This is a genomic window from Kribbella sp. NPDC051936, assembly GCF_040680955.1.
GTDB lineage: Bacteria > Actinomycetota > Actinomycetes > Propionibacteriales > Kribbellaceae > Kribbella.
This window is the reverse complement of sequence record NZ_JBFAXS010000004.1, coordinates 595934-618406: the sequence shown is the minus strand read 5'-3', so window position 1 is coordinate 618406 and position 22473 is coordinate 595934. Positions and strand designations below refer to the sequence as shown.

Here is a 22473-nt window from a genome sequence, read left to right as displayed (position 1 = left end):
CGGCGTCGGGTACGACGTCGTCGCGGCGGGACGCGGGTCGACGGCCGTCACGAACACCTCGAACAATCTGGGTTGACGCCGGAACTCCGGCGCTGACGATTCAGCAGTCTACGACGCCCCGTAGGAGGGTTCTGCCACCCCCCTCCGATCGCGTGTGTCTGCGGCCGAACAGGTCGGGGAACAGGCAGAGTCGGCGAACGGTTGACAACAAGTGAGCGGTGCGCAAGGGAACGCCCCGGCCACAGTAGGCTCACCCTGAGGCGACATCGGAAGACCATCGAGAGGAGCGCCGCCGGCGTGACGGAGAAGACCAGCCCAAAGCTTGAATGGACCGAGCTCGACCAGCGCGCGGTCGACACCGTGCGGGTGCTCGCGATGGACGCGGTCGAGAAGGTGGGGAACGGGCATCCCGGTACGGCGATGAGCCTGGCGCCGGCGGCGTACCTGCTGTTCCAGAAGGTCATGCGGCACAACCCGGCCGACCCGCACTGGGCCGGCCGCGACCGGTTCGTGCTGTCCGCGGGGCACTCCAGCCTGACCCTCTACATCCAGCTGTACCTAGCCGGCTTCGGCCTGGAGCTGGACGACCTGAAGTCGCTGCGGACCTGGGGCAGCAAGACCCCCGGCCACCCGGAGTACCGGCACACGGCCGGTGTGGAGACCACCACCGGCCCACTCGGCCAGGGCGTCGGCAACGCGGTCGGTATGGCGATGGCGGCCCGCCGTGAGCGCGGCCTGCTGGAGCCCGACGCCCCGAAGGGCGAGGGCCTGTTCGACCACCAGGTCTACGTGATCGCGTCCGACGGCGACATCGAGGAAGGCGTCGCGTCCGAGGCCTCGTCGCTGGCCGGCACCCAGAAGCTCGGCAACCTGACGGTCATCTACGACGCGAACAAGATCTCCATCGAGGACAACACCGACATCGCGCTGTCCGAGGACGTCGCGGCCCGCTACGCGGCGTACGGCTGGCACGTCCAGGACGTCGACTGGACCCAGGGCGGCACCGGATACCACGAGGACGTGGAGGCGCTGTACGACGCGCTGGAGGCGGCGAAGGCGGTCACCGACAAGCCGAGCTTCATCCGGCTGCACACGATCATCGGCTGGCCGGCCCCGAACAAGCAGAACACCGGCAAGATCCACGGCTCGGCGCTCGGCGCCGACGAGGTCGCCGCGACCAAGAAGATCCTCGGCTGGGACCCGGAGCAGTCGTTCCAGGTCGCCGACGATGTGATCGCGCACACCCGCCAGGCGCTCGACCGCGGCAAGGCCGCGGAGGTCGCCTGGACGACGAAGTTCGACGAGTGGAAGGCCGCGAACCCGGAGCGCGCCGCGCTGCTCGACCGGCTGTCGAAGCGTGAGCTGCCGGCCGGCTGGAAGGACGCGCTGCCGAGCTGGGACGCCGACGCCAAGGGCGTCGCGACCCGCGCCGCGTCCGGCGACGTGCTCACCAAGCTCGCGCCGGAGCTGCCCGAGCTGTGGGGTGGCTCGGCCGACCTGGCCGGCTCGAACAACACCACCCCGAAGGGTCAGCCGTCGTTCATCCCGGCGGAGTACTCGACCAAGGAGTTCTCCGGCGACGAGTACGGCCGGGTCCTGCACTTCGGCATCCGCGAGCACGCGATGGGCGCGGTGCTGAACGGCATCGCCCTGCACGGCCTGACCCGTCCGTACGGCGGCACGTTCCTGGTGTTCTCCGACTACATGCGCCCGTCGGTGCGGCTGGCGGCGCTGATGCAGCTCCCGGTCACGTACGTGTGGACGCACGACTCGATCGGCCTCGGCGAGGACGGCCCGACGCACCAGCCGATCGAGCACCTGTCGGCGCTGCGCGCGATCCCCGGCCTGGACGTCGTCCGGCCCGGTGACGCGAACGAGACGGCCGCCGCCTGGGCGACCATCCTCGAGCACACCGACCGCCCGGCCGGCCTGGCGCTGACCCGGCAGAACGTCCCGACGTTCCCGCGCGGCACCGACGGCTTCGCCACCACCGAGAACGTGCACAAGGGCGGCTACGTGCTGCTGGACACCGAAGGCACTCCGGACGTGGTGCTGATCGGCACGGGCTCGGAGCTGCAGATCGCGGTCGAGGCCCGCAAGGTCCTGGCCGCGGAGGGCGTCCAGGCCCGCGTGGTCTCGATGGTCTCCCGCGAGTGGTTCGACGAGCAGGACGACGCATACCGCGAGTCCGTCATCCCGGCCGACGTCAGGGCCCGAGTCTCGGTCGAGGCCGGGATCGCGCAGAGCTGGCACGACATCGTCGGCGACTCGGGCCGGAGCGTGAGCCTGGAGCACTACGGCGCCTCGGCGGCGTACCAGACGCTGTACGACGAGTTCGGGATCACCACCGACGCCGTCGTCCAGGCCGCGCGGGACAGCATCGCCGCCGCCGCGAAGATCAGCGGACCGGGTGTACCGCCCGGGCGCGCGGCCGCGGGCCCGGTCGGACCGGCCGACACGAGCGAAGCCAACTGAAGACACCACAACAGAACATTCCGGAAGAAGGCATCGGAACCATGAACGATCGCTTGAAAGCACTCGCCGACGCGGGTGTCTCCATCTGGCTCGACGACCTGTCCCGTGTGCGGCTGACCAGCGGCAGCCTGCAGGCCATGATCGAGGACAAGCACGTCACCGGCGTGACCACCAACCCGACGATCTTCGCCAAGGCGATCTCGGACGCCGACGCGTACGCCGAGGTGATCGGCAAGCTGGCCGCGCAGGGCGTGTCCACCGACGAGGCGATCCGGGTGATCACCACCAGCGACGTCCGCGACGGCGCCGACGTGTTCAAGCCGACGTACGACGACACCGAGGGCCAGGACGGCCGGGTGTCGATCGAGGTCGAGCCGACGCTCGCGCACGACACCGCGAAGACGGTCGAGCAGGCCAAGCAGCTGTGGGACATCGTCGGCCGGGAGAACATCTTCATCAAGATCCCGGCCACCAAGGCGGGTCTGCCGGCGATCACCAAGACACTGGCCGCCGGGATCAGCGTGAACGTGACGCTGATCTTCTCGCTCGAGCGCTACAAGGCGGTCGCGGACGCGTTCCTGACCGGCCTGGAGCAGGCCGTCGAGAACGGTCACGACGTCACCAAGATGGCCAGCGTCGCGTCGTTCTTCGTCAGCCGGGTGGACACCGAGGTCGACAAGCGGCTGGACGCGATCGGCACCGACGAGGCGAAGGCGCTGAAGGGCAAGGCGGCGATCGCCAACGCCCGGCTGGCCTTCGAGGCGTACGAGGAGATCTTCGACACCGACCGCTGGCGCGAGCTGGAGACCGCCGGCGCGAAGCCGCAGCGCCCGCTGTGGGCTTCGACCGGCACCAAGGACCCGTCCTACTCCCCCACGCTGTACGTCGACAACCTGGTCACCCGCGGCGTCGTCAACACGATGCCCGAGGCAACCATCAAGGCGGTCGAGGAGCACAGCGAGATCACCGGTGACACGGTCCGCGGCGACTACGCGGCCGACCGCAAGGTGATCGACGACCTGGAGCGGCTGGGCATCTCCTACGACGAGGTCGTGCAGGTGCTCGAGGACGAGGGCGTCGCGAAGTTCGACGCGTCCTGGTCGGAACTGCAGGACACCGTCGCCGCGGCCCTGAAGGCGGCCGCCAAGTGAGCACTCCGAAGGTATCGACGCAGAACGGCGACTGGGCCGAGGTCGTCGACAAGCTGGTGGCCGGGAAGATCGCGTCCCGGATCGCCGCGAAGGACGCGACGATCTGGGGTCCGGAGGCCGAGTCCGAGGCCTCGATCCGGCTCGGCTGGGTCGACCTGCACGACACCTCGCGTCCGCTGCTCGCCGAGATCGAGGCGCTGCAGGCCGACCTGCGGTCCGAGGGCCTGGACCGGATCGTGCTGTCCGGCATGGGCGGCTCGTCGCTGGCGCCGGAGGTCATCACCCGGACGGCGGGCGTGGAGCTCGTCGTCCTCGACTCGACCGACCCGAGCGTCGTCAAGCGCGCGCTGGACGGTGACCTGTCGAAGACCGTGATCGTGGTGTCCAGCAAGTCCGGCGGCACGGTCGAGACCGACAGCCACCGCCGGACCTTCGCCAAGGCGTTCACGGACGCGGGCATCGACGCGGCCTCGCGGATCGTCGTCGTGACGGATCCCGGGTCGCCGTTCGAGAAGCTGTCCGCGGACGAGGGCTACCGCAAGACGTTCCTCGCCGACCCGAACGTCGGCGGCCGGTACAGCGCGCTGACCGCGTTCGGCCTGGTGCCGTCCGGTCTGGCCGGCGCCGACATCGCCGAGCTCCTCGACCAGGCGGCCGAGGCGGCGCCGGCGTTGCAGGCCGACTCCGCCGACAACCCGGCCCTCTGGCTGGGCGCCGTGCTCGCGGCGAGCGCCGGCCGGGACAAGGCGATCATCACGGCCGACGGCTCCGACATCGTCGGGTTCCCGGACTGGGCCGAGCAGCTGATCGCGGAGAGCACCGGCAAGAACGGCACCGGCGTACTGCCCGTCGCGGTCGAGGTGACCGCGCCGGAGCTGACCAGCGAAGCCGCCGACCTCACCAACGCCCTGCTCGCGGACAAGGCGACGAGCGGCGTACCGACGGCGCTGACCTCGGGCTCGCTGGGCGGCCAGTTCCTGCTCTGGGAGATGGCGACCGCGGTGGCCGGCTACCTGCTCGGCATCAACCCGTTCGACCAGCCCGATGTGGAGAGCGCGAAGAAGGCGGCCCGTGGCCTGCTCGACGCGCAGCCGGAGCCGGAGGCCGCGGCCTTCACCGAGGGCGCTGTCGAGGTCCGCGGTTCCGAGGGCCTGCTCGACGGCGTCGACTCGCTGCAGGGCGCGGTGGACGCGCTGCTCGGCAAGCTCGAGGACAACGGCTACGTCGCGGTGATGGCGTACCTGGACTCCGAGCGCGACGCCGACCTGCTCGCGGTCCGGCCGGCGCTGGCGACCAGGACGGGCCGTCCGGTGACCTTCGGCTGGGGACCGCGGTTCCTGCACTCGACCGGTCAGTACCACAAGGGCGGCCACCCGGAGGGCGTGTACCTGCAGATCACCGGTGCGCACCCGACCGACGTCGAGATCCCGGACCGTCCGTTCACCTTCGGCACGCTGATCTCGGCGCAGGCCGCCGGTGACGCGAACGTCCTGGCCGAGCGCGGGCGTCCGGTGCTGCGGCTGCAGCTCACGGACTTGGCGGCCGGCGTACAGCAGCTGTTGTCCCTGTTCCAGTAAGAACGACACTCGGAGGGAAAGCGGCCCATGACCGCTGAGCTCAACGAAGAGCCGGCCGGCCCGGTGAACCCGCTGCGCGATCCGCAGGACCGGCGGCTGCCGAGGATCGCCGGGCCGTGCAGCCTGGTGATCTTCGGCGTCACCGGCGACCTGGCTCGCAAGAAGCTGATGCCGGCGGTCTACGACCTGGCGAACCGGGGGCTGCTGCCCCCGGGTTTCGCCCTGGTGGGGTTCGCCCGCCGGGACTACACCAACCAGGACTTCGCCCAGATCGTGCACGACTCGGTGAAGGAGCACGCCCGGACCCCCTTCCGTGAGGAGGTCTGGCAGCAGCTCGCCGAGGGCTTCCGGTTCGTGCCGGGCGACCTGACCGACGACGAGGCGTTCAAGCGGCTGCGGGAGACCGTCGACGAGCTCGACGTGACCCGCGGCACCGGCGGCAACCACGCGTTCTACCTGTCGATCCCGCCGGGGCTGTTCCCGGAGGTGGTCCGGCAGCTGTCCGAGCACGGGCTGACCGACGAGCACCCCGGCTCGTGGCGGCGGGTGGTGATCGAGAAGCCGTTCGGTCACGACCTGACGAGTGCCCGCGAGCTGAACCGGGTGGTCGAGTCGGTGTTCCCGCCCGAGGCGGTCTTCCGGATCGACCACTACCTCGGCAAGGAGACGGTGCAGAACATCCTCGCGCTGCGGTTCGCGAACGCGATGTTCGAGCCGATCTGGAACAGCAACTACGTCGACCACGTGCAGATCACGATGGCCGAGGACATCGGCATCGGCGGCCGCGCCGGGTACTACGACGGCATCGGCGCCGCGCGCGACGTGATCCAGAACCACCTGCTCCAGCTGCTCGCGCTGGTCGCGATGGAGGAGCCGGTCAGCTTCGACGCCTGGTCGCTGCGCCAGGAGAAGAAGAAGGTGCTCAACGCCGTCCAGCTGCCCGAGCGGCTGGACCTGCACAGCGCCCGCGGGCAGTACGCCGCCGGCTGGGCCGGCGGCACGAAGGTCAAGGGCTACCTGCAGGAGGACGGCATCCCCGAGTCGTCCGCGACGGAGACGTTCGCGGCGCTGCGGGTCGACGTCGACACCCGGCGCTGGGCCGGCGTCCCGTTCTACCTGCGGACCGGCAAGCGGCTCGGCCGCCGCGTCACCGAGGTCGCGGTGATGTTCAAGCGCGCGCCGCACCTGCCGTTCACCAAGACCGAGACCGAGGAGCTCGGCCAGAACGCGCTCGTCCTGCGGATCCAGCCGGACGAGGGCATCACGGTCCGCTTCGGCGCCAAGGTGCCCGGCACGTCGATGGAGATCCGCGACGTGAACATGGACTTCGCGTACGGCGGCTCGTTCACCGAGTCCTCCCCGGAGGCGTACGAGCGGCTGATTCTCGACGTACTGCTCGGCGACCCGCCGCTGTTCCCGCAGCACACCGAGGTCGAGCTGGGCTGGAAGATCCTCGACCCGGTGCTCGACTACTGGGAGCGGCACGGCAAGCCGGAGCAGTACGCGTCCGGCGGCTGGGGCCCGGACTCGGCCCACGAGATGCTTGCCCGCGACGGACGGGCCTGGAGGCGGCCATGATCATCGACCTGACCGACACCACGTCGAGCGAGATCGCGTCGGCGCTGCTGAAGGCCCGGCGGAACGCCGGCTCGCCGGCCATGGGCATGGTCGGCACCATCGTGGTGGTCGTCGACGAGGCGTCCCACCACGACGCGATGAAGGCCGCGAACGAGGCCGGTCGCGAACACCCGTCCCGGGTTCTGGTCGCGATCCTGCGGCCGGGGCGCGGCCCGTCCGGGCTGGACGCCGAGGTGCGGGTCGGCGAGGGCATCCCCGGCGAGGCGGTGCTGCTGCGGCTGCACGGTGAGCTGGCGAAGGTGCCGGAGTCCGTGATCACGCCGCTGCTGCTGCCCGACTCCCCCGTCATCGTCTGGTGGCCGGGCGGCGGGCCGCGCGTCCCCGCGGAGGACCCGTTGGGCCGGCTCGGACGGCGCCGGGTGACCGACGCGGCGGCGACCCGCCGGGCGTCGGTCGACTACAGCGCCCGCGCCGAGGGCTACGCGCCGGGCGACACCGACTTCGCGTGGACGCGGCTGACGCCGTGGCGTGCGCTGATGGCGGCTGCCCTCGACCAGTACCCGACGAAGGTGACCGGTGCCGAGGTCGCGGCCGCCAAGGGCAACCCGAGCGCCGACCTGATGGCCGCGTGGCTGCAGTCCCGGCTGAAGGTGCCGGTGGAGCAGCGCAACTCGCGCGGGCCGGGTGTGACCGCCGTACGGCTGTTCACGCCGTCCGGCCCGATCGCGTTGACCCGGCCGGACGGAGCGGTCGCGACGTTCAGCGTGCCGGGTCAGCCGGATCGTCCGGTGGCGCTGAAGCGGCGGACGACGTCCGAGCTGCTGAGCGAGGAGCTGCGCCGGCTCGATCCCGACGACGTGTATGCGAAGACGCTCGCGACCGTGAGCGAGCGGGACGCGCTGCCGGCCGATGCCAAGAAGGTCGGTGAGACGGCGCGGAAATCCACCGCCGCCAAGGTGACCGCGGCCGGCAAGAAGGTCGCCGCCTCGAGCGCCGGCAAGGAACCGGCGTCCGCGAAGCGGGCCGCTGCCAAGACGGCGCCGAAACCGGCGGCGGCGAAGAAGACCGCGGCGAAGAAGACGGTTGCCAAGAAGACGGCTGCCAAGAAGGCGGCGAAGCGATGACGGTCGATCCGGAACTCCTGATCCATTCCGACGCCGGGGACCTGGCGTTCTCGGTGGCTTCGCGTTTCGTCACGGCGCTGGTCGATGCCCAGAGCACCGGTGCTGTCGCGCAGGTCGTGCTCACCGGCGGCCGGGTGGCCGCGGCGGTGTACAGCGCGGTCGCGGAGTCGCCGGCGCGGGTCGAGGTCGACTGGCGGCGGGTCGAGTTCTGGTGGGGCGACGAGCGGTTCCTGCCGTCCGGCGACCCCGAGCGGAACGAGACGCAGGCTCGGGACGCCTTCTTGTCGGCCCTCGACGTCGATCCGGCACGGGTGCATCCGATGCCGGCCGACACGGGGCAGGGCGCCGAGGCGGCGGCTGCGGCGTACGCCGAGGAGCTGGCCGCGGCGGGTTCGCCGACGTTCGACGTACTGATGCTCGGCGTCGGGCCCGACGGGCACGTGGCGTCGCTGTTCCCGGGGTATCCGCAGCTCGGCGTGACGGACGCGGCCGCGGTCGCCGTCCACGACTCGCCGAAGCCGCCGCCGACGCGGGTGTCGCTGACCCTGCCGCAGCTGAACCGGGCCCGTGAGGTCTGGTTCGTTGTCTCCGGCTCGGACAAGGCCGAGGCGGTCGCGAAGGCGCTGACCGAGGGTGACGTCCCAGCGGCCCGCCCGAAGGGCCGCAACCGCACACTGTGGCTGCTCGACGAGGCCGCCGCGGAGAAGATCCCGAACACCTGATCGGTCGGCCGGCGTCTACCTGTACTGAGTTCGGCGGGCGCCGAAGCGTTCGGGTGACAGACTCGGAGCATGACGTTCCGCGAGTTGCATGCCGGTCAGTTCGTGATGCCGAACGCGTGGGACGCCGGGAGCGCGGTGCTGCTCGCCGCGGCCGGGTTCCCGGCGATCGCCACCACCAGCGCGGGGATCGCGTTCTCCCTGGCGAAGGGCGATCACACGCTGCCGGACGGCGCGCCGGCGGTGTCGCGGGAGCAGATGTTCGAGCGGGTCCGCGAGATCACGGGCGCGAGCGCCGTACCGGTGAACGGGGATCTCGAGGACGGGTACGGCGCGGAGCCGGCGCGGGTCGCGGAGACGATCGCACTGGCCCGCGAGGCGGGGCTGGCCGGCGGGAACATCGAGGACTACGACGGGCGGGAGCTGTACGACGCCGGGCTCGCCGTCGAGCGGATCGTCGCGGCGCGGGAGGCGGCCGGCCCGGACTTCGTGCTGACCGCACGGACCGACGGGCAGCTGCTGCGGACGCCGACGTCGCTGGCCGACTCGATCGACCGGGCGAACCGCTTCCGCGCGGCCGGTGCGGATTGCCTCTATGTGCCCGGAGTCAACGATCTCGACGCGATTCGCACGCTGGTCGCCGCGATCGACGGCCCGCTGAACGTCGTCCTCGGCCTGGGCACATCGGCGCTGACAGTCGCCGATCTGCAGTCGGTCGGTGTCACGCGGATCAGCCTCGGCGGCAGCATCGCGCGAGCCGCCCTCGGCTTCATCCGGCGCAGCGCCGAGGAACTGGCCACCCACGGCACGATCACCTTCGCCGCCGACCAGATCCCGCAGGCTGCCCTCAACGAACTCTTTGCGCGATCATCCAAGGGTGAGCACTGAGCCGGACGCTGTACGGCCGGTGGCGCTGGCGCACGGGATCGTGGGGCTCGCCACCTGTTTGTGCCTGATCCTGTTCTACGCGGGCGCCGATGCGCTCGGGGCCGTCAACGACGTGGGCAATGCGGTGTTGGGCGTGTTGAGCCTGGCCCTGGCGTGGACTTTGCACCCCGCCCCGCGCCGGTCCTCACGCGCTCTCGTCCTCCTAGGAGTCGCCGCCGTCGGCGCGGTGCTGACGATCATCGGCACAACCCTCGTGATGACCGAAGCCACCGGCTTCTACCTCGCCGGCCTGTGGTCGAGCTTCGGCTTCGCCCTGATCGGGATCTGGCTCCTCGGCACCGCATCGGGCTCGCTCCGGCGGGCGGGGTTGATCGCCGGCGCGGTGATGACGCTCGGCCTGCTCGGCGTACCGGGGATCCTGATGGGAGTCGACGACCTGGACACCGCACCACCCTGGACCTTCGCAGCCGGCTTCAGCTGGGCCGGCACCTACCTGCTGTTCCCCACCTGGACCCTACGCCTGGCCAGACGCAACACCCCTGAAGCCTAGGACTGGCCGGGTCGGACGGTGCCGAAGGCTTCAGTCAGGGGTGGGAACATTGCGCGTACGTCTCCCCCGCCTACCCAAATGCCGATCGCCAGGGCTGCGGTTGCCTCCAGCAACTTCGCGTGGCGCAGGCCGCCGGCGAGGACCGGTGTGCAGCCGAGGGCCTCGACCAGCTCCGCGACCTGCTCGACGCCCTCGTCCCCGCACAGCGGCACCCCGAGTCCGGCCGGCGGGTTTCGCCACACCGCGTCAGCCGCCAGGTTGAACGCCTTGACCACCCGCACCCCGGGCGCCGCGGCACTGACGGCTTCCGCAACAGAGTCCTGGGCCAGCGTGAAGTCCCGGTGGTCCAGGGCATTCGTGCAATCGACCAGCGTCCTCCCGGCCGGCACCTCCCGCGCAACCGCCACCGCGACCTCCGCCGGTACGGCCAGCAGCACGATCTCGCCGTACGCCGCCGCCTCCGCCAACGACCCCGACACCGCACCGACCCGCCCGGCCACCGCACCGGCCCGGTCCGCCGACCGCCCACCGATCATCACGTCGTGCCCCGCCGACACCCAGTGCGTGGCGAGCGCCTCGGCCATCATTCCGTTGCCCAGCGTTCCTATTCGCATGGACTCGACGGTAGGCACTTCGATCCGCACCGCCTGGTGCCTGTCGACCGACGCACAATGGACGACGTGAGATTCTTCGCCGACTGCCAGGCGCGCGTCGCCGCCGACCTGATCAGCGGACGCTGGCCGATGGTCGTGCTGTACTCGCTCGCCGACGGTCCCGCCCGTCCCGGCAGGCTCCGCGAACAGATCGGCGGCATCAGCCAGAAGGTCCTCACCGAGACCCTGCGCCGCCTCGAGCACAACGGTCTCGTCGAGCGCCGCCGGTACGCCGAGGCGCCGCCGCGCGTCGAGTACTCGCTGACCACCGCCGGCACCGACCTGCTGGTGCCGATCCGCGCACTCGGCGACTGGGCCGCCGTTTACGCCGACCAACTCCCGACCGAAAACAAACCGTAAACGCCTCGCGGCGTGTTTCACCCGGTGACACCTATCCGGAGGGTCCTCCGCAACGAGGGATAGGATCGGGGGCATGACTGCTTCCGATTCCACCGACCGTCCGTACGGCGCCTTCCCCGCCCGGATCGGTCTGCAGGTCCAGCCCCAGCATGCCCAGTACGCCGACATCCGGCGGACCGTGGCGGCGGCCGAGGAGATCGGCGTCGACGTGGTGTTCAACTGGGACCACTTCTACCCGCTCAGCGGTGAGCCCGAGGGCCTGCACTTCGAGTGCTGGACGATGCTGGCCGCCTGGGCCGAGGCGACCGAGCGGGTCGAGTTCGGCGCGCTGGTGACCTGCAACTCCTACCGCAACCCCGACCTGCTCGCCGACATGGCGCGCACGGTCGACCACATCAGCGACGGCCGGCTGATCTTCGGCATCGGCTCGGGCTGGTTCGAGAAGGACTACGACGAGTACGGGTACGAGTTCGGCACCGCGGGCGGCCGGCTGGACGCCCTCGGCGAGGCGCTGCCGCGGATCGAGCAGCGCTGGGAGAAGCTGAACCCGAAGCCGACCCGGGACATCCCGGTGCTGATCGGCGGCGGCGGCGAGAAGAAGACGCTGAAGCTCGTCGCCAAGCACGCGAACATCTGGCACGGGTTCGGCGACGCCGAGACGCTCGCGCACAAGCACGCCGTGCTCGACGAGCACTGCCGCACGATCGGCCGCGACCCGGGCGAGATCGAGCGCTCCGCGGGTGTCGGCGACAAGTCGCCCGAGGACATCGGCAAGTCGCTGCTCGACGTCGGCACCCGGCTGTTCACGGTCTCGTCGTCCGGCCCCGACTACGACCTCGGCCTGCTCCGCGAGTGGGTCTCGTGGCGCGACGAGGTCAACGCGAAGTAGTCGGTGCCACTTTGAGCACCCACCAACCATCTGGTCCACCCGGAAACGGTTGGTGGGTGCTCAAAGACGTCGCGCGGGGCGGCGGCTAGGATTTCCGGCATGTCTACGTTGCCTGGGAACGGTTCGGTGCGGCCTATCACCCGCTGGGGTGAGGACGTCATGCACCGGGTCAATCAGCCGGTCACCGACTTCGGTGACGAGCTGCAGACGCTGGTCGCCGACATGGTCGCGACGATGCGCGCCGCCGAGGGCGTCGGGCTCGCCGCGAACCAGGTCGGGGTGGACCTGCAACTGTTCGTGTTCGACTGCCCGGACAAGAACGGCAAGCATCTACAGGGCGTTGTGTGCAACCCGACGCTCGAGCTTCCGGAGGGCAAGGACCGCAACCTGGACGAGGGCGACGAGGGCTGCCTGTCGCTGCCGGGCGCGTTCACCAAGTGCGCCCGTCCCGACTTCGCCAAGGTCACCGGCGTCGACCAGCACAACCAGCCGGTCACGTACGAAGGCGACGGCCTGCTCGCCCGCTGTCTGCAGCACGAGACCGACCACACCCAGGGCACGGTCTTCGGCGACCGCCTGTCCCGCAAGTACCGTAAGCGCCTCTTCGCCGAGGCCGAGGAGTTCGCCCCGGAGTACCCGTCGGACTGGCCCGTCTCCCCCATGGTCGACCACGACCACGAGGACACCCCCGCGACCTGAGCTACCAGCGAGCCTTCTCCAGGTCGATCGCGTCGACGCTCTCGGCCGCCGTCCGGCCGGTGGTGTCCAGCCACAGGCCCCGGCGCGGGGTCTCGTCGAGGTCGGCCTGGAGCGCCCGTACGGCGTCCTCCAGCGTGCGGCCCGGCTCCTGCCAGTCGCGGTACGAGTTGGCGCCGCCGCGGCCGATCTCGCGCTGCACGATCGACTCCACCGACGGAACCAGCACGACGAGGTACTTCTCGACGTCGCGCAGCCGGGCGAACCAGCGCTCGACGTCCGCGCCGAAGATGATGTCGCTGCACACGAAGTCGAAGCCGCTGTCCGCGTAGTGCTGCGCCACCAGCGCACTCGCGTCGTACCGGAGCCGGAGCTGGCGCAGCGCCTCCGCCGACGGCTCCGGCGTCATGACCTCGGCCCCGGCGACCACGCCGCGGTAGAACACGTCGCCGTCGAGCGTCGCCGCCGGCGGCCCCATCCGCGCGGCCAGCAACGGGGCGATCGTCGACTTCCCGGCGGCCTGCATCCCGGTGATCAGCACTACTTTCGGCACGCGACTATGTCATCACCATGGTCAACTGCTTTTGAGAGCACGCGCGGAGTTCCAGAGCACACCGCGGTTCAGCCGGTCGGGGTAGCTCTCGAGTACGGCGTTGTAGAGGTCGAGGGCCGCGCTGGTTCCCGCCGCGGCGCGGGCGAAGGTGTTGAGGTACCGGCGGGTCTCGTCGATGTACCGCGGATCGTCGGACGCGTCGGCCTGGCGGTGCCCGGAAACAACGGCGACCGGGTCCAGGGCCTCGAGCTTGTCGAGCGCGGTCAGCCAGTGATCGAGGCCGCCCTCGGCTGATTCCGCCAGGTAGAGGTGGACTTCGTCGTACACGGCGTCGCCCGCGACGACCAGACCGATCGACGGGACGTACAACGCCGAACTGCCGTCGGTGTCTGTGTGACCGAGATCCATCGCGATCAGCTCCTCACCTTCCAGCGTGAGGGCACCGTCCAGCGGCTCGGCTACGACCAGGCGCTCGGGCAGCTGACCTGGGAACCGCAGCCGCCAGAATCCGTCCAGCCACGGCGCGGTGAGCTGCTTGCGCATCCCCTCGACCACGGAAGGCAGCGCGACGAGCCGGGCCTGCGGGAAGCGGTCGAGGACCGGCGCGGCGCCGAAGAAGTGGTCGCCGTGGCTGTGCGTCACGAAGACCGCGGTGAGGTTCTTTCCGGTGGCGGCGATCCAGCCGGCCAGGTCCTCGCCTTCGGCCTGTGTCATCAACGGGTCGACCAGGACGGCGTCATGGTCGCCGGAGATCAGCGTGGCCGCGGTGGGCGACCACATCCGCTGCACCTCCCCCGGCGGCAGATCGTCGGAGACGGCCGGCTTGGACGGTGCGACGTACGTCGAGTACTTCAGGGTTGTCATACAGACAGCGTCGATCGGGCTCCCGCCTCCGGGAAGGTCGCCTCTTCCTGGGTGCGCCGCACCCAGGAAGCTCAGCCCAGCCGGGCGAGTGCCTCCGCACTCACGCTGCCCGGCTCCGCCGTACCGACGAGCAACTGTTGTCCCGGCGCGGCGCGGACGTCGAAGGTCTGGTAGGTGAGCTCGATCCGTCCGGCCTCAGGGTGGTGGAAGATCTTGTACGCGCGGCTGAATCCCCGGGCCGTCCGGTCCTCCCACAGGGCGCGGAACTCAGGCGATCGCGGGAGCAGATCCGCCACCAGCGCCTTGATCTGCGGGTCGTCCGGGTACGTCGCCGCGTTGAACCGCACGGCGTACACGGCCCGCCGTACGACCGTCTCCCAGTCGCCGAAGATCTCCCGCGCCTCGGGATGCTCGAACATCATCCGCAGCATGTTCGTCATCCCGAACGGGGCCAGCAGACCGTGCGCGACCGCGTTCGTCGCGAGGATGTCGTACGCCGGACCCAGCACGTAGGCCGCTGCGCGCGGGAAATTGTCGAGCAGCTGCAGCAGCGCCGGGTGAACCTGGTCCCGCGCGGCGCCGAGGGCCGGGGTCGGCGCCATCCCGGCGAGCCGGAACAGGTGAGCGCGCGCATCCGGGTCGAGCCGCAGCGCGTGGGCGATCCCGTTGAGCACCTGCGCGGACGGGTTGCGCTCGCGTCCCTGCTCGAGCCGTGTGTAGTAGTCGGCGCTGACCACCGCCAGTACGGCGACTTCCTCACGCCGCAACCCGGCGACGCGCCGGTCCCCGCCGGCAGGCAGGCCGACGGCCGACGGCTCGATCCGGGCCCGCTCGGCACGGAGGAATGCCCCGAGCTCACCGACGGCCTTCATGGCGGTCAGCGTACGCGCTGCCGATCCGCTGGAGTGAGGCTCCTCAGCAACGAGTGGCGTAGAACGCCACGGCGGCCGAGGAGGCCACGTTGAGGGAGTCGACGCCGCCGGCCATCGGGATCCTGACCGTCAGATCGGCCTGGCGCAGCACGTTCGGTTTGAGGCCGTGGCCTTCGGTGCCGAAGATCAGCGCGAGCTTGTCGTCCTTGCGGTCGGCGAGCTCGTCGAGCGTGATCGAGTCGTCGGTGAGGGCCATCGCGGCCGCGACGTACCCGTTGTCCTGCAGCTGCCGCAGGTCGCCCGGCCAGCTCTGCAGCCGGGTCCACGGGACCTGGAAGACGGTCCCCATCGACACCTTGATCGAGCGCCGGTACAGCGGGTCGGCGCAGGTCGGCGTCACCAGCACCAGGCCGACGCCGAGCGCCGCGGCGGCGCGGAACCCGGCGCCGACGTTGGTGTGGTCAACGATGTCGTCGAAGATCGCGATCCGGCGGACGTCGTCGGTCAGCAGCTGGGTGAGCGGTACGGCAGGCCGCCGCTTGTACGACGCCAGTGCGCCGCGGTGCACGTGGAACCCGGTGACCTGCTCGGCCAGCTCCTCCGAGACGACGTACACCGGCTTGTCCGGCCACTGCGCGAGCACGTCCTGCAGCGAGTCCAGCCAGCGCGGCGCAAGCAGGAACGACCGCGGCTCGTACCCGGCGTCGGCCGCCCGCCGGATCACCTTGTCCCCCTCGGCGATGAACAGCCCGTGCTCTTCCTCGAGCAACCGCCGCAGACTGACCTCCCGCAACCGGACATAGTCCGCCAGCCGCGCATCACCGGCATCCTCGACCGGGACGAGCGTCACGCCTGCCCCACCGTCCCGCCGGTCGCCGGCTCGGTCCGGCCCTGCGCCGCGACGTCCACCACGTTGCCGATGACAACGATTGCGGGGGCGCCGACGCCGTCGTCCGCCATCGCCTGGGCGATACCGGCCAGGTCGGACGTGACCATCCGCTGGCCCGGAAGGGTGCCGTCGGCAATCGCCGCCGCGGGGGTCGTGCCCGGCTTGCCGGCGGCGATCAGCCGGTCCGCGATCGCCGGCAGGTTCTCGACCGCCATCAGCAGGACGAGCGTCCCGTGCAGCTGGGCGAGCGCGTCCCAGTTCACCAGCGAGTCCGGGTGCGACGGCGGGATGTGGCCCGACACGACCGTGAACTCGTGGGTCACGCCGCGATGGGTGACCGGGATCCCCGACACCGCCGGCACCGAGATCGAGCTGGTGATCCCCGGCACCACGGTCCACGGCACACCGGCCGCCGCGCACGCGAGCGCCTCCTCGAAGCCGCGCCCGAAGACGTACGGATCCCCGCCCTTCAGCCGGACGACGACCTTGCCCTGCAGTCCGCGATCGACCAGGATCCGGTTGATCTCCTCCTGCTGCGCGGCCCGCCCGCGCGGCAACTTCGCCGCGTCGAACAGCTCGACGTCCGGGTGCAGCTCGTCCAGCAGTTGCTGCGGCGCCAACCGGTCCGCGACCACCACGTCCGCTTCCGCCAGCAACCGCCGTCCGCGCACCGTGATCAGGTCCGGGTCGCCCGGCCCCCCGCCGACGAGGTACACCCCCGGCCGTCGATCCACGTCCCGCGCCGCCAGCTCACCGACCCGCAGACCCTCGAGGATCGCGTCCCGTACGGCGGCCGACCGGCGGTGATCGCCGCCGCCGAGGACGCCGATCGTCACGTTGTCGTGCTGCCCGGACGCGGGCGTCCACGCCGTCGCGCGGGACCGGTCGTCGGACCGCACGCAGAAGATCCGCCGCTGCTCCGCCTCCGCGGACACCTGGTCGTTGACCGCGGCGTCGTCGGTCGCGACCACGACGTACCAGGCCCCGTCCAGGTCGCCCGCGGCGTACCCGCGCTCGATCCAGGACAGCGCCGGGTTGCCGAGCAGCCCCTCGATCGTCGGCGTGATCGACGGTGACACGAGGTCGATCCGCGCGCCGGCCTCGAGCAGCCGCGGCAGCCGTCGCTGAGCGACACCGCCACCGCCGACGACGACCACGCGCCGCCCTTCGAGGACGAGGCCGGACAGGTACTGGTTCGTCACGAAGTGATCCCCGCGTCCTCGAACGTGGCCATCTCGGCGAGCGCCCGCACGGCGCAGGTCAGGATCGGGTACGCGAGTACCGCGCCGGTCCCCTCGCCGAGCCGCAGGTCCAGGTCCACCAACGGCTGCAGGCCGAGCTGCTTGAGCGCGACCGCGTGACCGGGCTCGGCCGACCGGTGTCCGGCGACGCAGTAGTCGATGACTGCCGGGTGGAACGCCTGGGCGACGAGAGCGGCCGCGCCCGCGATCACGCCGTCGAGGATGACCGGTGTGCGGTTCGCCGCCGCGCCGAGGATGTACCCGGCGAGGGCGGCGTGCTCCAGGCCGCCGTACGCCTGCAGCGCCTTGAGCGGCTCGGTCGAAGGTACGGCGTGCAGCGCGAGCGCGTCCCGGACGACGGCCGTCTTGTGCGCGAGGGCCGCGTCGTCGATCCCTGTCCCGCGGCCGGTGACGGCGTCGGCGGTCGCGCCGGTGAAGGTCGCGATCAGCGCGGCGGACGCGGTGGTGTTGGCGATGCCCATGTCACCGGTCAGCAGGCAGCGGTACCCCTCCTGGACCAGCTGGTCGGCGAGGTCGAAGCCGACGGCGATCGCCGCACGCGCCTCGTCCTCGGTCAGCGCGTCCGTCTGCGCGAGGTCGCGGGTGCCGGGGCGGACCTTCGCGTGCACGACGTCGAGCTGCTCGACCGGCGTGGCGACACCGACGTCGACCACGCGGACGTCGACGCCGTTGTTCTTGGCGAACGCGTTCACCGCGGCGCCGCCGCCGGCGAAGTTCGCCAGCATCGCGGCGGTCACTTCCTGTGGCCACGGGGAGACGTTCTGCGCATGGACGCCGTGGTCGGCGGCGAACACCGTGACGACGGCCGGGGCCGGCACGGCGTACGTACCGGTCATGCCGGCGACCTTCACGGACAGGTCCTCGAGGACGCCGAGAGAACCGGCCGGTTTGGTCAGCCGCGCGTGCCGCTCCGCGGCCGCGCGCATCGCCGCCTGATCAGCCGGAGCGATCCGCTCCAGGTACTCGTCCACCAGGTCCTCCATCCGTTCGGCGGGTGCGCCGGTCCCGATCTTCGCATCTCCGAGTGTGTGCCCCGGGACGGACCGGCAGGATGTGGACAGTAGTGTCGGAATCACCACACGTCGCGAGCTGCCGGAGGGTTTACAGATGTCGCTTGATCGCCCCGTCGCACCGGACCCGTACAAACTCCTGCCGGAGGTCGGGTCGTTCACCGTCACCAGCACCGACGTCGCCGACGGCAAGCCGCTGCCGGACGACCAGGCCTTCGCGGGCGGCAACACGTCGCCGCAGCTCAGCTGGTCCGGGTTCCCGCCGGAGACCAAGGCGTTCGTGGTGTCCTGCTTCGACCCCGACGCGCCGATCGTCTCCGGCTTCTGGCACTGGACCCTGGTCAACCTCCCGGTCACCGTCACCGAGCTGCCCACCGGCGCCGGCACGGCCGAACGCCTCGACAACGGCGCCTTCCACGTCCGCAACGACTTCGGCACCAAGAAATTCGGCGGCGCGGCACCGCCGCCCGGCGACCAGATCCACCGCTACTACTTCGTCGTCCACGCCATCGACGTAGAAGCCCTCGACGTGGACCCGGACACCTCCCCCACCGTCGTCGGCTTCAACCTCGCCTTCCACACCCTCGCCCGAGCCATCCTCACCCCGACGTACCAGATCCCGGAGTAGCGCTCAGAGCGCCGCGACGTACACCCATTCGCCGGCTTCGCGGGTGAAGGTGCTGTTTTCCTGTTGGGTGCCGGGGTGGCCGTTTCTGGTGTAGTGGGCGCGGAACTGGACGGTGCCTTCGGTGTGGAAGGGGCTGCCGCCGGTCGCGTTCACGATCTCCAGGCCGGTCCACTTCTGGCCGGGGGTGAAATCGATGCGGGCCGGGCGGGTGGTCAGGGACCAGGTCTTGCGCAGGTACGCCGCGTCGTGCATCACGAAGGCGGCGTACCTGGACCGCATCAGCTCCTCCGCGGTGCGCGCCGTCGCCTCGCCGCGATGGAGGCGGCCGCAGCAGGCGGCGTACGGCAGGTCTTGTCCGCAGGGGCAGGTGGGAACGGGCATGTGCCGATTGTTGCCGATAGGTCAACCGTCAGCGTGATTCACTGCGGGGATGGTGACCGACGCGGCACGCTGGCGACGGCAGGTGGTGCGGCCGCTCCTCGACTGGTACGCCGCTCTGGACGGCGTCGACGCGGTGATGCTGGGCGGGTCGACCGCCCGCGGTGACGCGGATCGCTGGTCGGACGTCGAGGTCGGGGTGTTCTGGGAACGCCCGCCCACGGCGGCCCAACGTCGAGCGGTACCGGCTGAGGTCCGGCTGCTCAACGTCGACGGCCCGCCTCCATGGGACGACCAGGTGCACCTCGACGGCCTGATGCTCGAGGTCGCGCACACCCTGTCGGAGTCGGTCGACAACGCCTTGAACGACCTGCTGGCCGGCCGGCCCGACGGCGCGACCCTGCAGTTGGCGCAGGGCTTCGTCGACAGCACCGACGTGACCGGCCGCCGCCCCGAACTCGTGGCCCGGTGGCAGGAGCGCGTGGCGACGTACCCGCGCGACCTCGCGATCGCCGTCGTGCAGCACGACGGCAACATCGAGAAGTTCTGGCGCCTGCAGATGCTGATCGAGCGCGAGAACCCGCTGCTGATCTCCCGCGAGTTCGTCCGCATCACGGGCCAGTTCCTGACCGTGCTGCACGCCCTGAACGGCCGGTACTGCGGTCACATCCTCGCCTTCAAACGCCTCGACACCATGGAACGCGACCTCCCCCTGGCCCCACCGTCACTCGCCGCCCGCGTCCGCGCAGTCTTCACCTCGCCCGCCGCGACCGGCGCCCAGATCCTCCACGACCTCGTCGAGGAGACGTACGACCTCGTCGAACACCACCTCCCCGAGGTCGACGTCAACCGCCTCCGCACCACATTCCACAACACCCGCAAGCCCCTCGACTCAGCGGACTGAGAGCCGCGGATGGAGCAGCAGAGCCTGTTCGGCCCGAACGACAGGAGGTGCGGATGATTCTCGGGCCTCCGGCGGGTGGTTGGAGCGGCTGCGGTGCGTAGACGTCCTGTCGTTAGGGCCCCTCGTGGAGTGGGAAGGCGCGGATGATGACCGCGGTGGGGGTGCCGGGGGTGGGTTCGGCGGTGGTGAAGTCGCGGAGGACGCGGTGCAGGCGGGCGCGGAGTTCGGCGAGTTCGCCGTCCGCCAGGGTGACGACAGCGCTGAACGCGAAGTCCTCGTCGTCGGAGGTCTTCGCGGCCAGCCAGCTCGCGTACGCGGTGTCCTCGAGCTCGCGGTTCAGCGCCGCCTGCTCGGTGCGCACCCGGCGCCACGGCTTCACCCGGCCCGCCGCGCCCGGCTCCGGCTCGATCACCCCGAGCGCCTCCAGCCGGCGCAAGTGGAACGAGCACGACCCGGTGCTCTCTCCCAGTTCGCGGGCGGCGATCGTCGAGGTCGTCGTGCCGTCCCGGTCGATCAGCGCCAGCAGCGCCTCACGCAGCGGATGCGCGCGGACGACGGCACGGCGGTTCGGCGTACTGGGCTCCATGGCGGCATCCTAGCCCTGGCTTTGCAAAGCTAGAACTTTGCAGAGTACGGTCTTTGCATGCCGACGTACATCCTGGGCCGCCCGAGCCGACGTCTGCCCGAGCTGACCGACGAGGTACGGCGCGGCGCCCCGCTGCGCATCACGGAGTACGGCGAAGAGATCCTGCATCGCCCGTGCCGGCCGGTGACCGAGTACGGCGCCGCGCGGTGGAGCGGGCTGATCGACGACATGTTCACGACGATGTGGATCGCCGAGGGGTGCGGCCTCGCCGCGAACCAGGTCGACGTCGACGCGCAACTGTTCGTCTACGACCTCACCGACGAGTACGGCGACCGCCACGTCGGGCACGCGTTCAACCCGCGCATCGAAACCGCGACCGCCCTGGTCGGCACGCAGGCCGGCACCGAAGGCTGCCTCTCGGTCCCCGGCGCCAACGCCGCCCTCGACCGCCCGGCCCGCGCCACGCTGCACGCGTACGACGTCGAGGGCCGCCCGTTCACGATCGAGTCCTCCGGCTACTTCGCCCGCTGCCTGATCCACGAGACCCAGCACCTCGCCGGCACGGTCTACGTCGACCACCTCTCCCCCGGCCCGCGCACCCAAACCCTGGCCACCTCCACCACCAACCGCAACACCGTCCTGGCCCAACGCGCCACCCGCCAAACCCTGCTCGACAAGAACAGGTAGTGCGACGCGGGCTACGACCTAGCGGGGCGTGATCGGTGTGGTGGTTTCCTGGCGGAGGGCTTCGAGTACGTCGAGTTCGCGGTCGATCTCGCGGCGTTTGGACTGGAGTCGCCGGACCTCCTGGGCGAGCAGTTCCTCCAGCAGGCCGGTGCGCTCCTCGGGCGGGGCGTCCAGGCACGGGAGCAGTTCGCCGATGATGCCGCTGCTCAGGCCCGCCGCGTACAGGTGCTGGATCATCACGACCCGCTCGATCATCGAGGCGTCGAAGTCCCGCCAACCACCCGGTGTACGGGTCGAGCGGATCAGGCCCTGCTCCTCGTAGTACCGCAATGAGCGCGTGCTCACGCCGCCGGCCTCCGCGAGTTCTCCGATCCGCATGGTCCCAGTGTTGCACCTGACACCAGTGTGAAGTTTCACCCTCGGGAGGACGCACCCTTCCCGGAAGGAACCTCATGCACTGGCTCTACCTCGCGATCGCCGTCGTGTTCGAGATCGCCGTCGCGATCGCCGCCGGCAAGGCGCAGGGCTTCACGCACCGCGGCTGGACCGCCGCGACGCTCGTCACCGGCGGGCTCGGCACGTACTTCCTCAGCCGCGCACTACTCACCTTCGACGTCGGCGTCGGGTACGCGCTGTGGACGTCCCTCGCCGGAGTAGGCATCACTCTGCTCGGCGCCCTGGTCTTCGGCCAGCGGCTGACCTGGCGCAAAGCCATCGGCATCGCACTCGTCATCGCCGGGGTCGCCGGCCTCCAGCTCACCACCTGAAGGAGCACACCCGTGCCGCATTCATCCCGCGCTTGGCTCACGCTGCTGCTGGCCGGAGCCTTCGAGATCGGCTACGCCCTCTCGGTCGCCGGCAGCCAAGGCTTCACCATCTGGTCCTGGTCGGCCGTGGCGGTCGTGTTCTTCCTACTCACCCTCTGGGCCCTCAGCCGCGCCCTGCGCACCATCGAGGTCAGCATCGGCTACGCCATCTGGGCCGGCATCGGCGCCGCAGGCGCCGCCCTCCTAGGCCCGGTCTTCTTCGACGAGTCCCTGACCACCCGCAAAGCCCTCTGGCTGGCAGTCATCATCACCGGAGTCATCTGGCTGAAACTCGCCGACCGCTCCCCCACCCCCCAACCAACCCCCGCACCGTAGCCCGGGGAGGGTGGCGGGGAGCCTGGTGGACTCCCCGC

26 protein-coding genes are annotated in these 22473 nt (G+C 70.7%); 16 read left to right on the top strand and 10 right to left on the bottom strand.

All coding sequences use genetic code 11. The annotated features are described in order from the left end of the window. The first annotated feature begins 297 nt into the window (after positions 1-297). From tkt to AB0L64_RS16835, 8 genes are all read left to right on the top strand, one after another. Positions 298-2475, top strand: a complete 2178-nt coding sequence (gene tkt / locus AB0L64_RS16870; protein ID WP_363711009.1) for a transketolase — start codon at positions 298-300, stop codon at positions 2473-2475. Positions 2476-2516: 41 nt separating this feature from the next. Then, entirely contained in the window at positions 2517-3626 is a 1110-nt protein-coding gene (gene tal, locus AB0L64_RS16865) for a transaldolase (RefSeq protein WP_363711008.1), read from the top strand. Next, the gene (locus AB0L64_RS16860; RefSeq protein ID WP_363711007.1) at positions 3623-5203 is read left to right on the top strand and encodes a glucose-6-phosphate isomerase; all 1581 of its coding nucleotides are present in this window, start codon (positions 3623-3625) and stop codon (positions 5201-5203) included. Before tal ends, AB0L64_RS16860 begins: the two co-directional genes overlap by 4 nt. A 27-nt stretch (positions 5204-5230) precedes the next feature. Next, positions 5231-6781: a glucose-6-phosphate dehydrogenase gene (gene zwf, locus AB0L64_RS16855; RefSeq protein WP_355690669.1), complete on the top strand. Its 1551-nt coding sequence runs from the start codon at positions 5231-5233 to the stop codon at positions 6779-6781. Further along, a complete protein-coding gene (locus AB0L64_RS16850; protein WP_363711006.1) occupies positions 6778-7905 on the top strand; it encodes a glucose-6-phosphate dehydrogenase assembly protein OpcA in 1128 nt (375 codons plus the stop codon). The genes zwf and AB0L64_RS16850 overlap by 4 nt, the downstream gene beginning before the upstream one ends. Then, entirely contained in the window at positions 7902-8627 is a 726-nt protein-coding gene (gene pgl / locus AB0L64_RS16845; RefSeq protein ID WP_363711005.1) for a 6-phosphogluconolactonase, read from the top strand. Before AB0L64_RS16850 ends, pgl begins: the two co-directional genes overlap by 4 nt. A 69-nt stretch (positions 8628-8696) precedes the next feature. Next, positions 8697-9512: an isocitrate lyase/phosphoenolpyruvate mutase family protein gene (locus AB0L64_RS16840; RefSeq protein ID WP_363711004.1), complete on the top strand. Its 816-nt coding sequence runs from the start codon at positions 8697-8699 to the stop codon at positions 9510-9512. After that, positions 9502-10062, top strand: a complete 561-nt coding sequence (locus tag AB0L64_RS16835) for a hypothetical protein (protein WP_363711003.1) — start codon at positions 9502-9504, stop codon at positions 10060-10062. Before AB0L64_RS16840 ends, AB0L64_RS16835 begins: the two co-directional genes overlap by 11 nt. Here the strand turns inward: AB0L64_RS16835 and AB0L64_RS16830 are convergent. Then, positions 10059-10676, bottom strand: a complete 618-nt coding sequence (locus tag AB0L64_RS16830) for an NAD(P)-binding domain-containing protein (RefSeq protein WP_363711002.1) — start codon at positions 10674-10676, stop codon at positions 10059-10061. The two genes, AB0L64_RS16835 and AB0L64_RS16830, sit on opposite strands and share 4 nt — an antisense overlap. A gap of 66 nt (positions 10677-10742) precedes the next feature. Here AB0L64_RS16830 and AB0L64_RS16825 point away from each other — a divergent pair, with 66 nt between their 5' ends. The 3 genes from AB0L64_RS16825 to def (AB0L64_RS16815) all read left to right on the top strand — a co-directional run bounded on the left by AB0L64_RS16825 (position 10743) and on the right by def (AB0L64_RS16815) (position 12663). Beyond that, a complete protein-coding gene (locus AB0L64_RS16825; protein ID WP_363711001.1) occupies positions 10743-11075 on the top strand; it encodes a helix-turn-helix domain-containing protein in 333 nt (110 codons plus the stop codon). Between the two features lie 73 nt (positions 11076-11148). Continuing rightward, complete coding sequence (locus tag AB0L64_RS16820; protein WP_355479328.1) at positions 11149-11964, top strand: LLM class F420-dependent oxidoreductase; 816 nt, start codon at positions 11149-11151, stop codon at positions 11962-11964. 99 nt (positions 11965-12063) lie between these two features. Next, positions 12064-12663 carry a peptide deformylase gene (def, locus tag AB0L64_RS16815; protein ID WP_363711000.1) on the top strand — a complete coding sequence of 200 codons (600 nt, stop codon included), beginning with the start codon at positions 12064-12066 and terminating at the stop codon, positions 12661-12663. Between the two features lies 1 nt (position 12664). Here the strand turns inward: def (AB0L64_RS16815) and AB0L64_RS16810 are convergent, their stop codons facing one another. From AB0L64_RS16810 to cobT, 6 genes are all read right to left on the bottom strand, one after another. After that, a complete protein-coding gene (locus tag AB0L64_RS16810) occupies positions 12665-13213 on the bottom strand; it encodes an AAA family ATPase (protein WP_363710999.1) in 549 nt (182 codons plus the stop codon). A 21-nt stretch (positions 13214-13234) separates the two neighbouring features. Beyond that, the gene (locus tag AB0L64_RS16805; RefSeq protein WP_363710998.1) at positions 13235-14077 is read right to left on the bottom strand and encodes an MBL fold metallo-hydrolase; all 843 of its coding nucleotides are present in this window, start codon (positions 14075-14077) and stop codon (positions 13235-13237) included. A gap of 71 nt (positions 14078-14148) precedes the next feature. Then, positions 14149-14949 (bottom strand): helix-turn-helix transcriptional regulator, encoded by an 801-nt coding sequence (locus AB0L64_RS16800; protein WP_363710997.1) that lies wholly within the window; start codon positions 14947-14949, stop codon positions 14149-14151. A 43-nt stretch (positions 14950-14992) separates the two neighbouring features. Then, positions 14993-15799 carry an RNA methyltransferase gene (locus AB0L64_RS16795; protein WP_363710996.1) on the bottom strand — a complete coding sequence of 269 codons (807 nt, stop codon included), beginning with the start codon at positions 15797-15799 and terminating at the stop codon, positions 14993-14995. Next, positions 15796-17040, bottom strand: a complete 1245-nt coding sequence (gene cobA / locus AB0L64_RS16790) for a uroporphyrinogen-III C-methyltransferase (RefSeq protein WP_363710995.1) — start codon at positions 17038-17040, stop codon at positions 15796-15798. The genes AB0L64_RS16795 and cobA overlap by 4 nt, the downstream gene beginning before the upstream one ends. Continuing rightward, the gene (gene cobT / locus AB0L64_RS16785; protein WP_363710994.1) at positions 17037-18071 is read right to left on the bottom strand and encodes a nicotinate-nucleotide--dimethylbenzimidazole phosphoribosyltransferase; all 1035 of its coding nucleotides are present in this window, start codon (positions 18069-18071) and stop codon (positions 17037-17039) included. The genes cobA and cobT overlap by 4 nt, the downstream gene beginning before the upstream one ends. A gap of 136 nt (positions 18072-18207) precedes the next feature. On the opposite strand from cobT, the gene AB0L64_RS16780 reads away from it, so the two are divergent. Next, a complete protein-coding gene (locus AB0L64_RS16780; RefSeq protein WP_363710993.1) occupies positions 18208-18738 on the top strand; it encodes a YbhB/YbcL family Raf kinase inhibitor-like protein in 531 nt (176 codons plus the stop codon). Positions 18739-18741: 3 nt separating this feature from the next. On the opposite strand, the gene AB0L64_RS16775 is transcribed toward AB0L64_RS16780, so the two are convergent. Beyond that, entirely contained in the window at positions 18742-19119 is a 378-nt protein-coding gene (locus AB0L64_RS16775; RefSeq protein WP_355690643.1) for a YchJ family metal-binding protein, read from the bottom strand. A gap of 49 nt (positions 19120-19168) precedes the next feature. Between AB0L64_RS16775 and AB0L64_RS16770 the strand changes: the two genes are divergently transcribed. After that, complete coding sequence (locus tag AB0L64_RS16770; RefSeq protein WP_363710992.1) at positions 19169-20020, top strand: nucleotidyltransferase domain-containing protein; 852 nt, start codon at positions 19169-19171, stop codon at positions 20018-20020. Positions 20021-20132: 112 nt separating this feature from the next. Here the strand turns inward: AB0L64_RS16770 and AB0L64_RS16765 are convergent, their stop codons facing one another. Then, positions 20133-20606, bottom strand: coding sequence for a winged helix-turn-helix domain-containing protein (locus tag AB0L64_RS16765; RefSeq protein WP_363710991.1), 474 nt, complete (start codon positions 20604-20606; stop codon positions 20133-20135). Positions 20607-20663: 57 nt separating this feature from the next. Here AB0L64_RS16765 and def (AB0L64_RS16760) point away from each other — a divergent pair, with 57 nt between their 5' ends. After that, entirely contained in the window at positions 20664-21293 is a 630-nt protein-coding gene (gene def, locus AB0L64_RS16760) for a peptide deformylase (RefSeq protein ID WP_363710990.1), read from the top strand. 18 nt (positions 21294-21311) lie between these two features. On the opposite strand, the gene AB0L64_RS16755 is transcribed toward def (AB0L64_RS16760), so the two are convergent. After that, positions 21312-21671: a MerR family transcriptional regulator gene (locus AB0L64_RS16755; protein ID WP_363710989.1), complete on the bottom strand. Its 360-nt coding sequence runs from the start codon at positions 21669-21671 to the stop codon at positions 21312-21314. Between the two features lie 74 nt (positions 21672-21745). On the opposite strand from AB0L64_RS16755, the gene AB0L64_RS16750 reads away from it, so the two are divergent. Then, complete coding sequence (locus AB0L64_RS16750; protein ID WP_359929324.1) at positions 21746-22060, top strand: multidrug efflux SMR transporter; 315 nt, start codon at positions 21746-21748, stop codon at positions 22058-22060. Positions 22061-22072: 12 nt separating this feature from the next. Beyond that, entirely contained in the window at positions 22073-22435 is a 363-nt protein-coding gene (locus AB0L64_RS16745; RefSeq protein ID WP_363710988.1) for an SMR family transporter, read from the top strand. Positions 22436-22473: the final 38 nt, after the last annotated feature.

Excerpts from the sequence above, each read along its gene's own strand:
- AB0L64_RS16830 (WP_363711002.1), bottom strand. The coding sequence starts at position 10,676 with ATGCGAATAGGAACGCTGGGCAACGGAATGATGGCCGAGGCGCTCGCC.
- AB0L64_RS16770 (WP_363710992.1), top strand. The coding sequence starts at position 19,169 with ATGGTGACCGACGCGGCACGCTGGCGACGGCAGGTGGTGCGGCCGCTC.
- def (WP_363711000.1), top strand. The coding sequence starts at position 12,064 with ATGTCTACGTTGCCTGGGAACGGTTCGGTGCGGCCTATCACCCGCTGG.
- pgl (WP_363711005.1), top strand. The coding sequence starts at position 7,902 with ATGACGGTCGATCCGGAACTCCTGATCCATTCCGACGCCGGGGACCTG.
- AB0L64_RS16805 (WP_363710998.1), bottom strand. The coding sequence starts at position 14,077 with ATGACAACCCTGAAGTACTCGACGTACGTCGCACCGTCCAAGCCGGCC.
- AB0L64_RS16765 (WP_363710991.1), bottom strand. The coding sequence starts at position 20,606 with ATGGAGCCCAGTACGCCGAACCGCCGTGCCGTCGTCCGCGCGCATCCG.
- AB0L64_RS16780 (WP_363710993.1), top strand. The coding sequence starts at position 18,208 with ATGTCGCTTGATCGCCCCGTCGCACCGGACCCGTACAAACTCCTGCCG.
- AB0L64_RS16820 (WP_355479328.1), top strand. The coding sequence starts at position 11,149 with ATGACTGCTTCCGATTCCACCGACCGTCCGTACGGCGCCTTCCCCGCC.
- def (WP_363710990.1), top strand. The coding sequence starts at position 20,664 with ATGCCGACGTACATCCTGGGCCGCCCGAGCCGACGTCTGCCCGAGCTG.
- AB0L64_RS16850 (WP_363711006.1), top strand. The coding sequence starts at position 6,778 with ATGATCATCGACCTGACCGACACCACGTCGAGCGAGATCGCGTCGGCG.
- tal (WP_363711008.1), top strand. The coding sequence starts at position 2,517 with ATGAACGATCGCTTGAAAGCACTCGCCGACGCGGGTGTCTCCATCTGG.
- AB0L64_RS16755 (WP_363710989.1), bottom strand. The coding sequence starts at position 21,671 with ATGCGGATCGGAGAACTCGCGGAGGCCGGCGGCGTGAGCACGCGCTCA.
- AB0L64_RS16775 (WP_355690643.1), bottom strand. The coding sequence starts at position 19,119 with ATGCCCGTTCCCACCTGCCCCTGCGGACAAGACCTGCCGTACGCCGCC.
- AB0L64_RS16800 (WP_363710997.1), bottom strand. The coding sequence starts at position 14,949 with ATGAAGGCCGTCGGTGAGCTCGGGGCATTCCTCCGTGCCGAGCGGGCC.
- AB0L64_RS16840 (WP_363711004.1), top strand. The coding sequence starts at position 8,697 with ATGACGTTCCGCGAGTTGCATGCCGGTCAGTTCGTGATGCCGAACGCG.
- zwf (WP_355690669.1), top strand. The coding sequence starts at position 5,231 with ATGACCGCTGAGCTCAACGAAGAGCCGGCCGGCCCGGTGAACCCGCTG.
- AB0L64_RS16750 (WP_359929324.1), top strand. The coding sequence starts at position 21,746 with ATGCACTGGCTCTACCTCGCGATCGCCGTCGTGTTCGAGATCGCCGTC.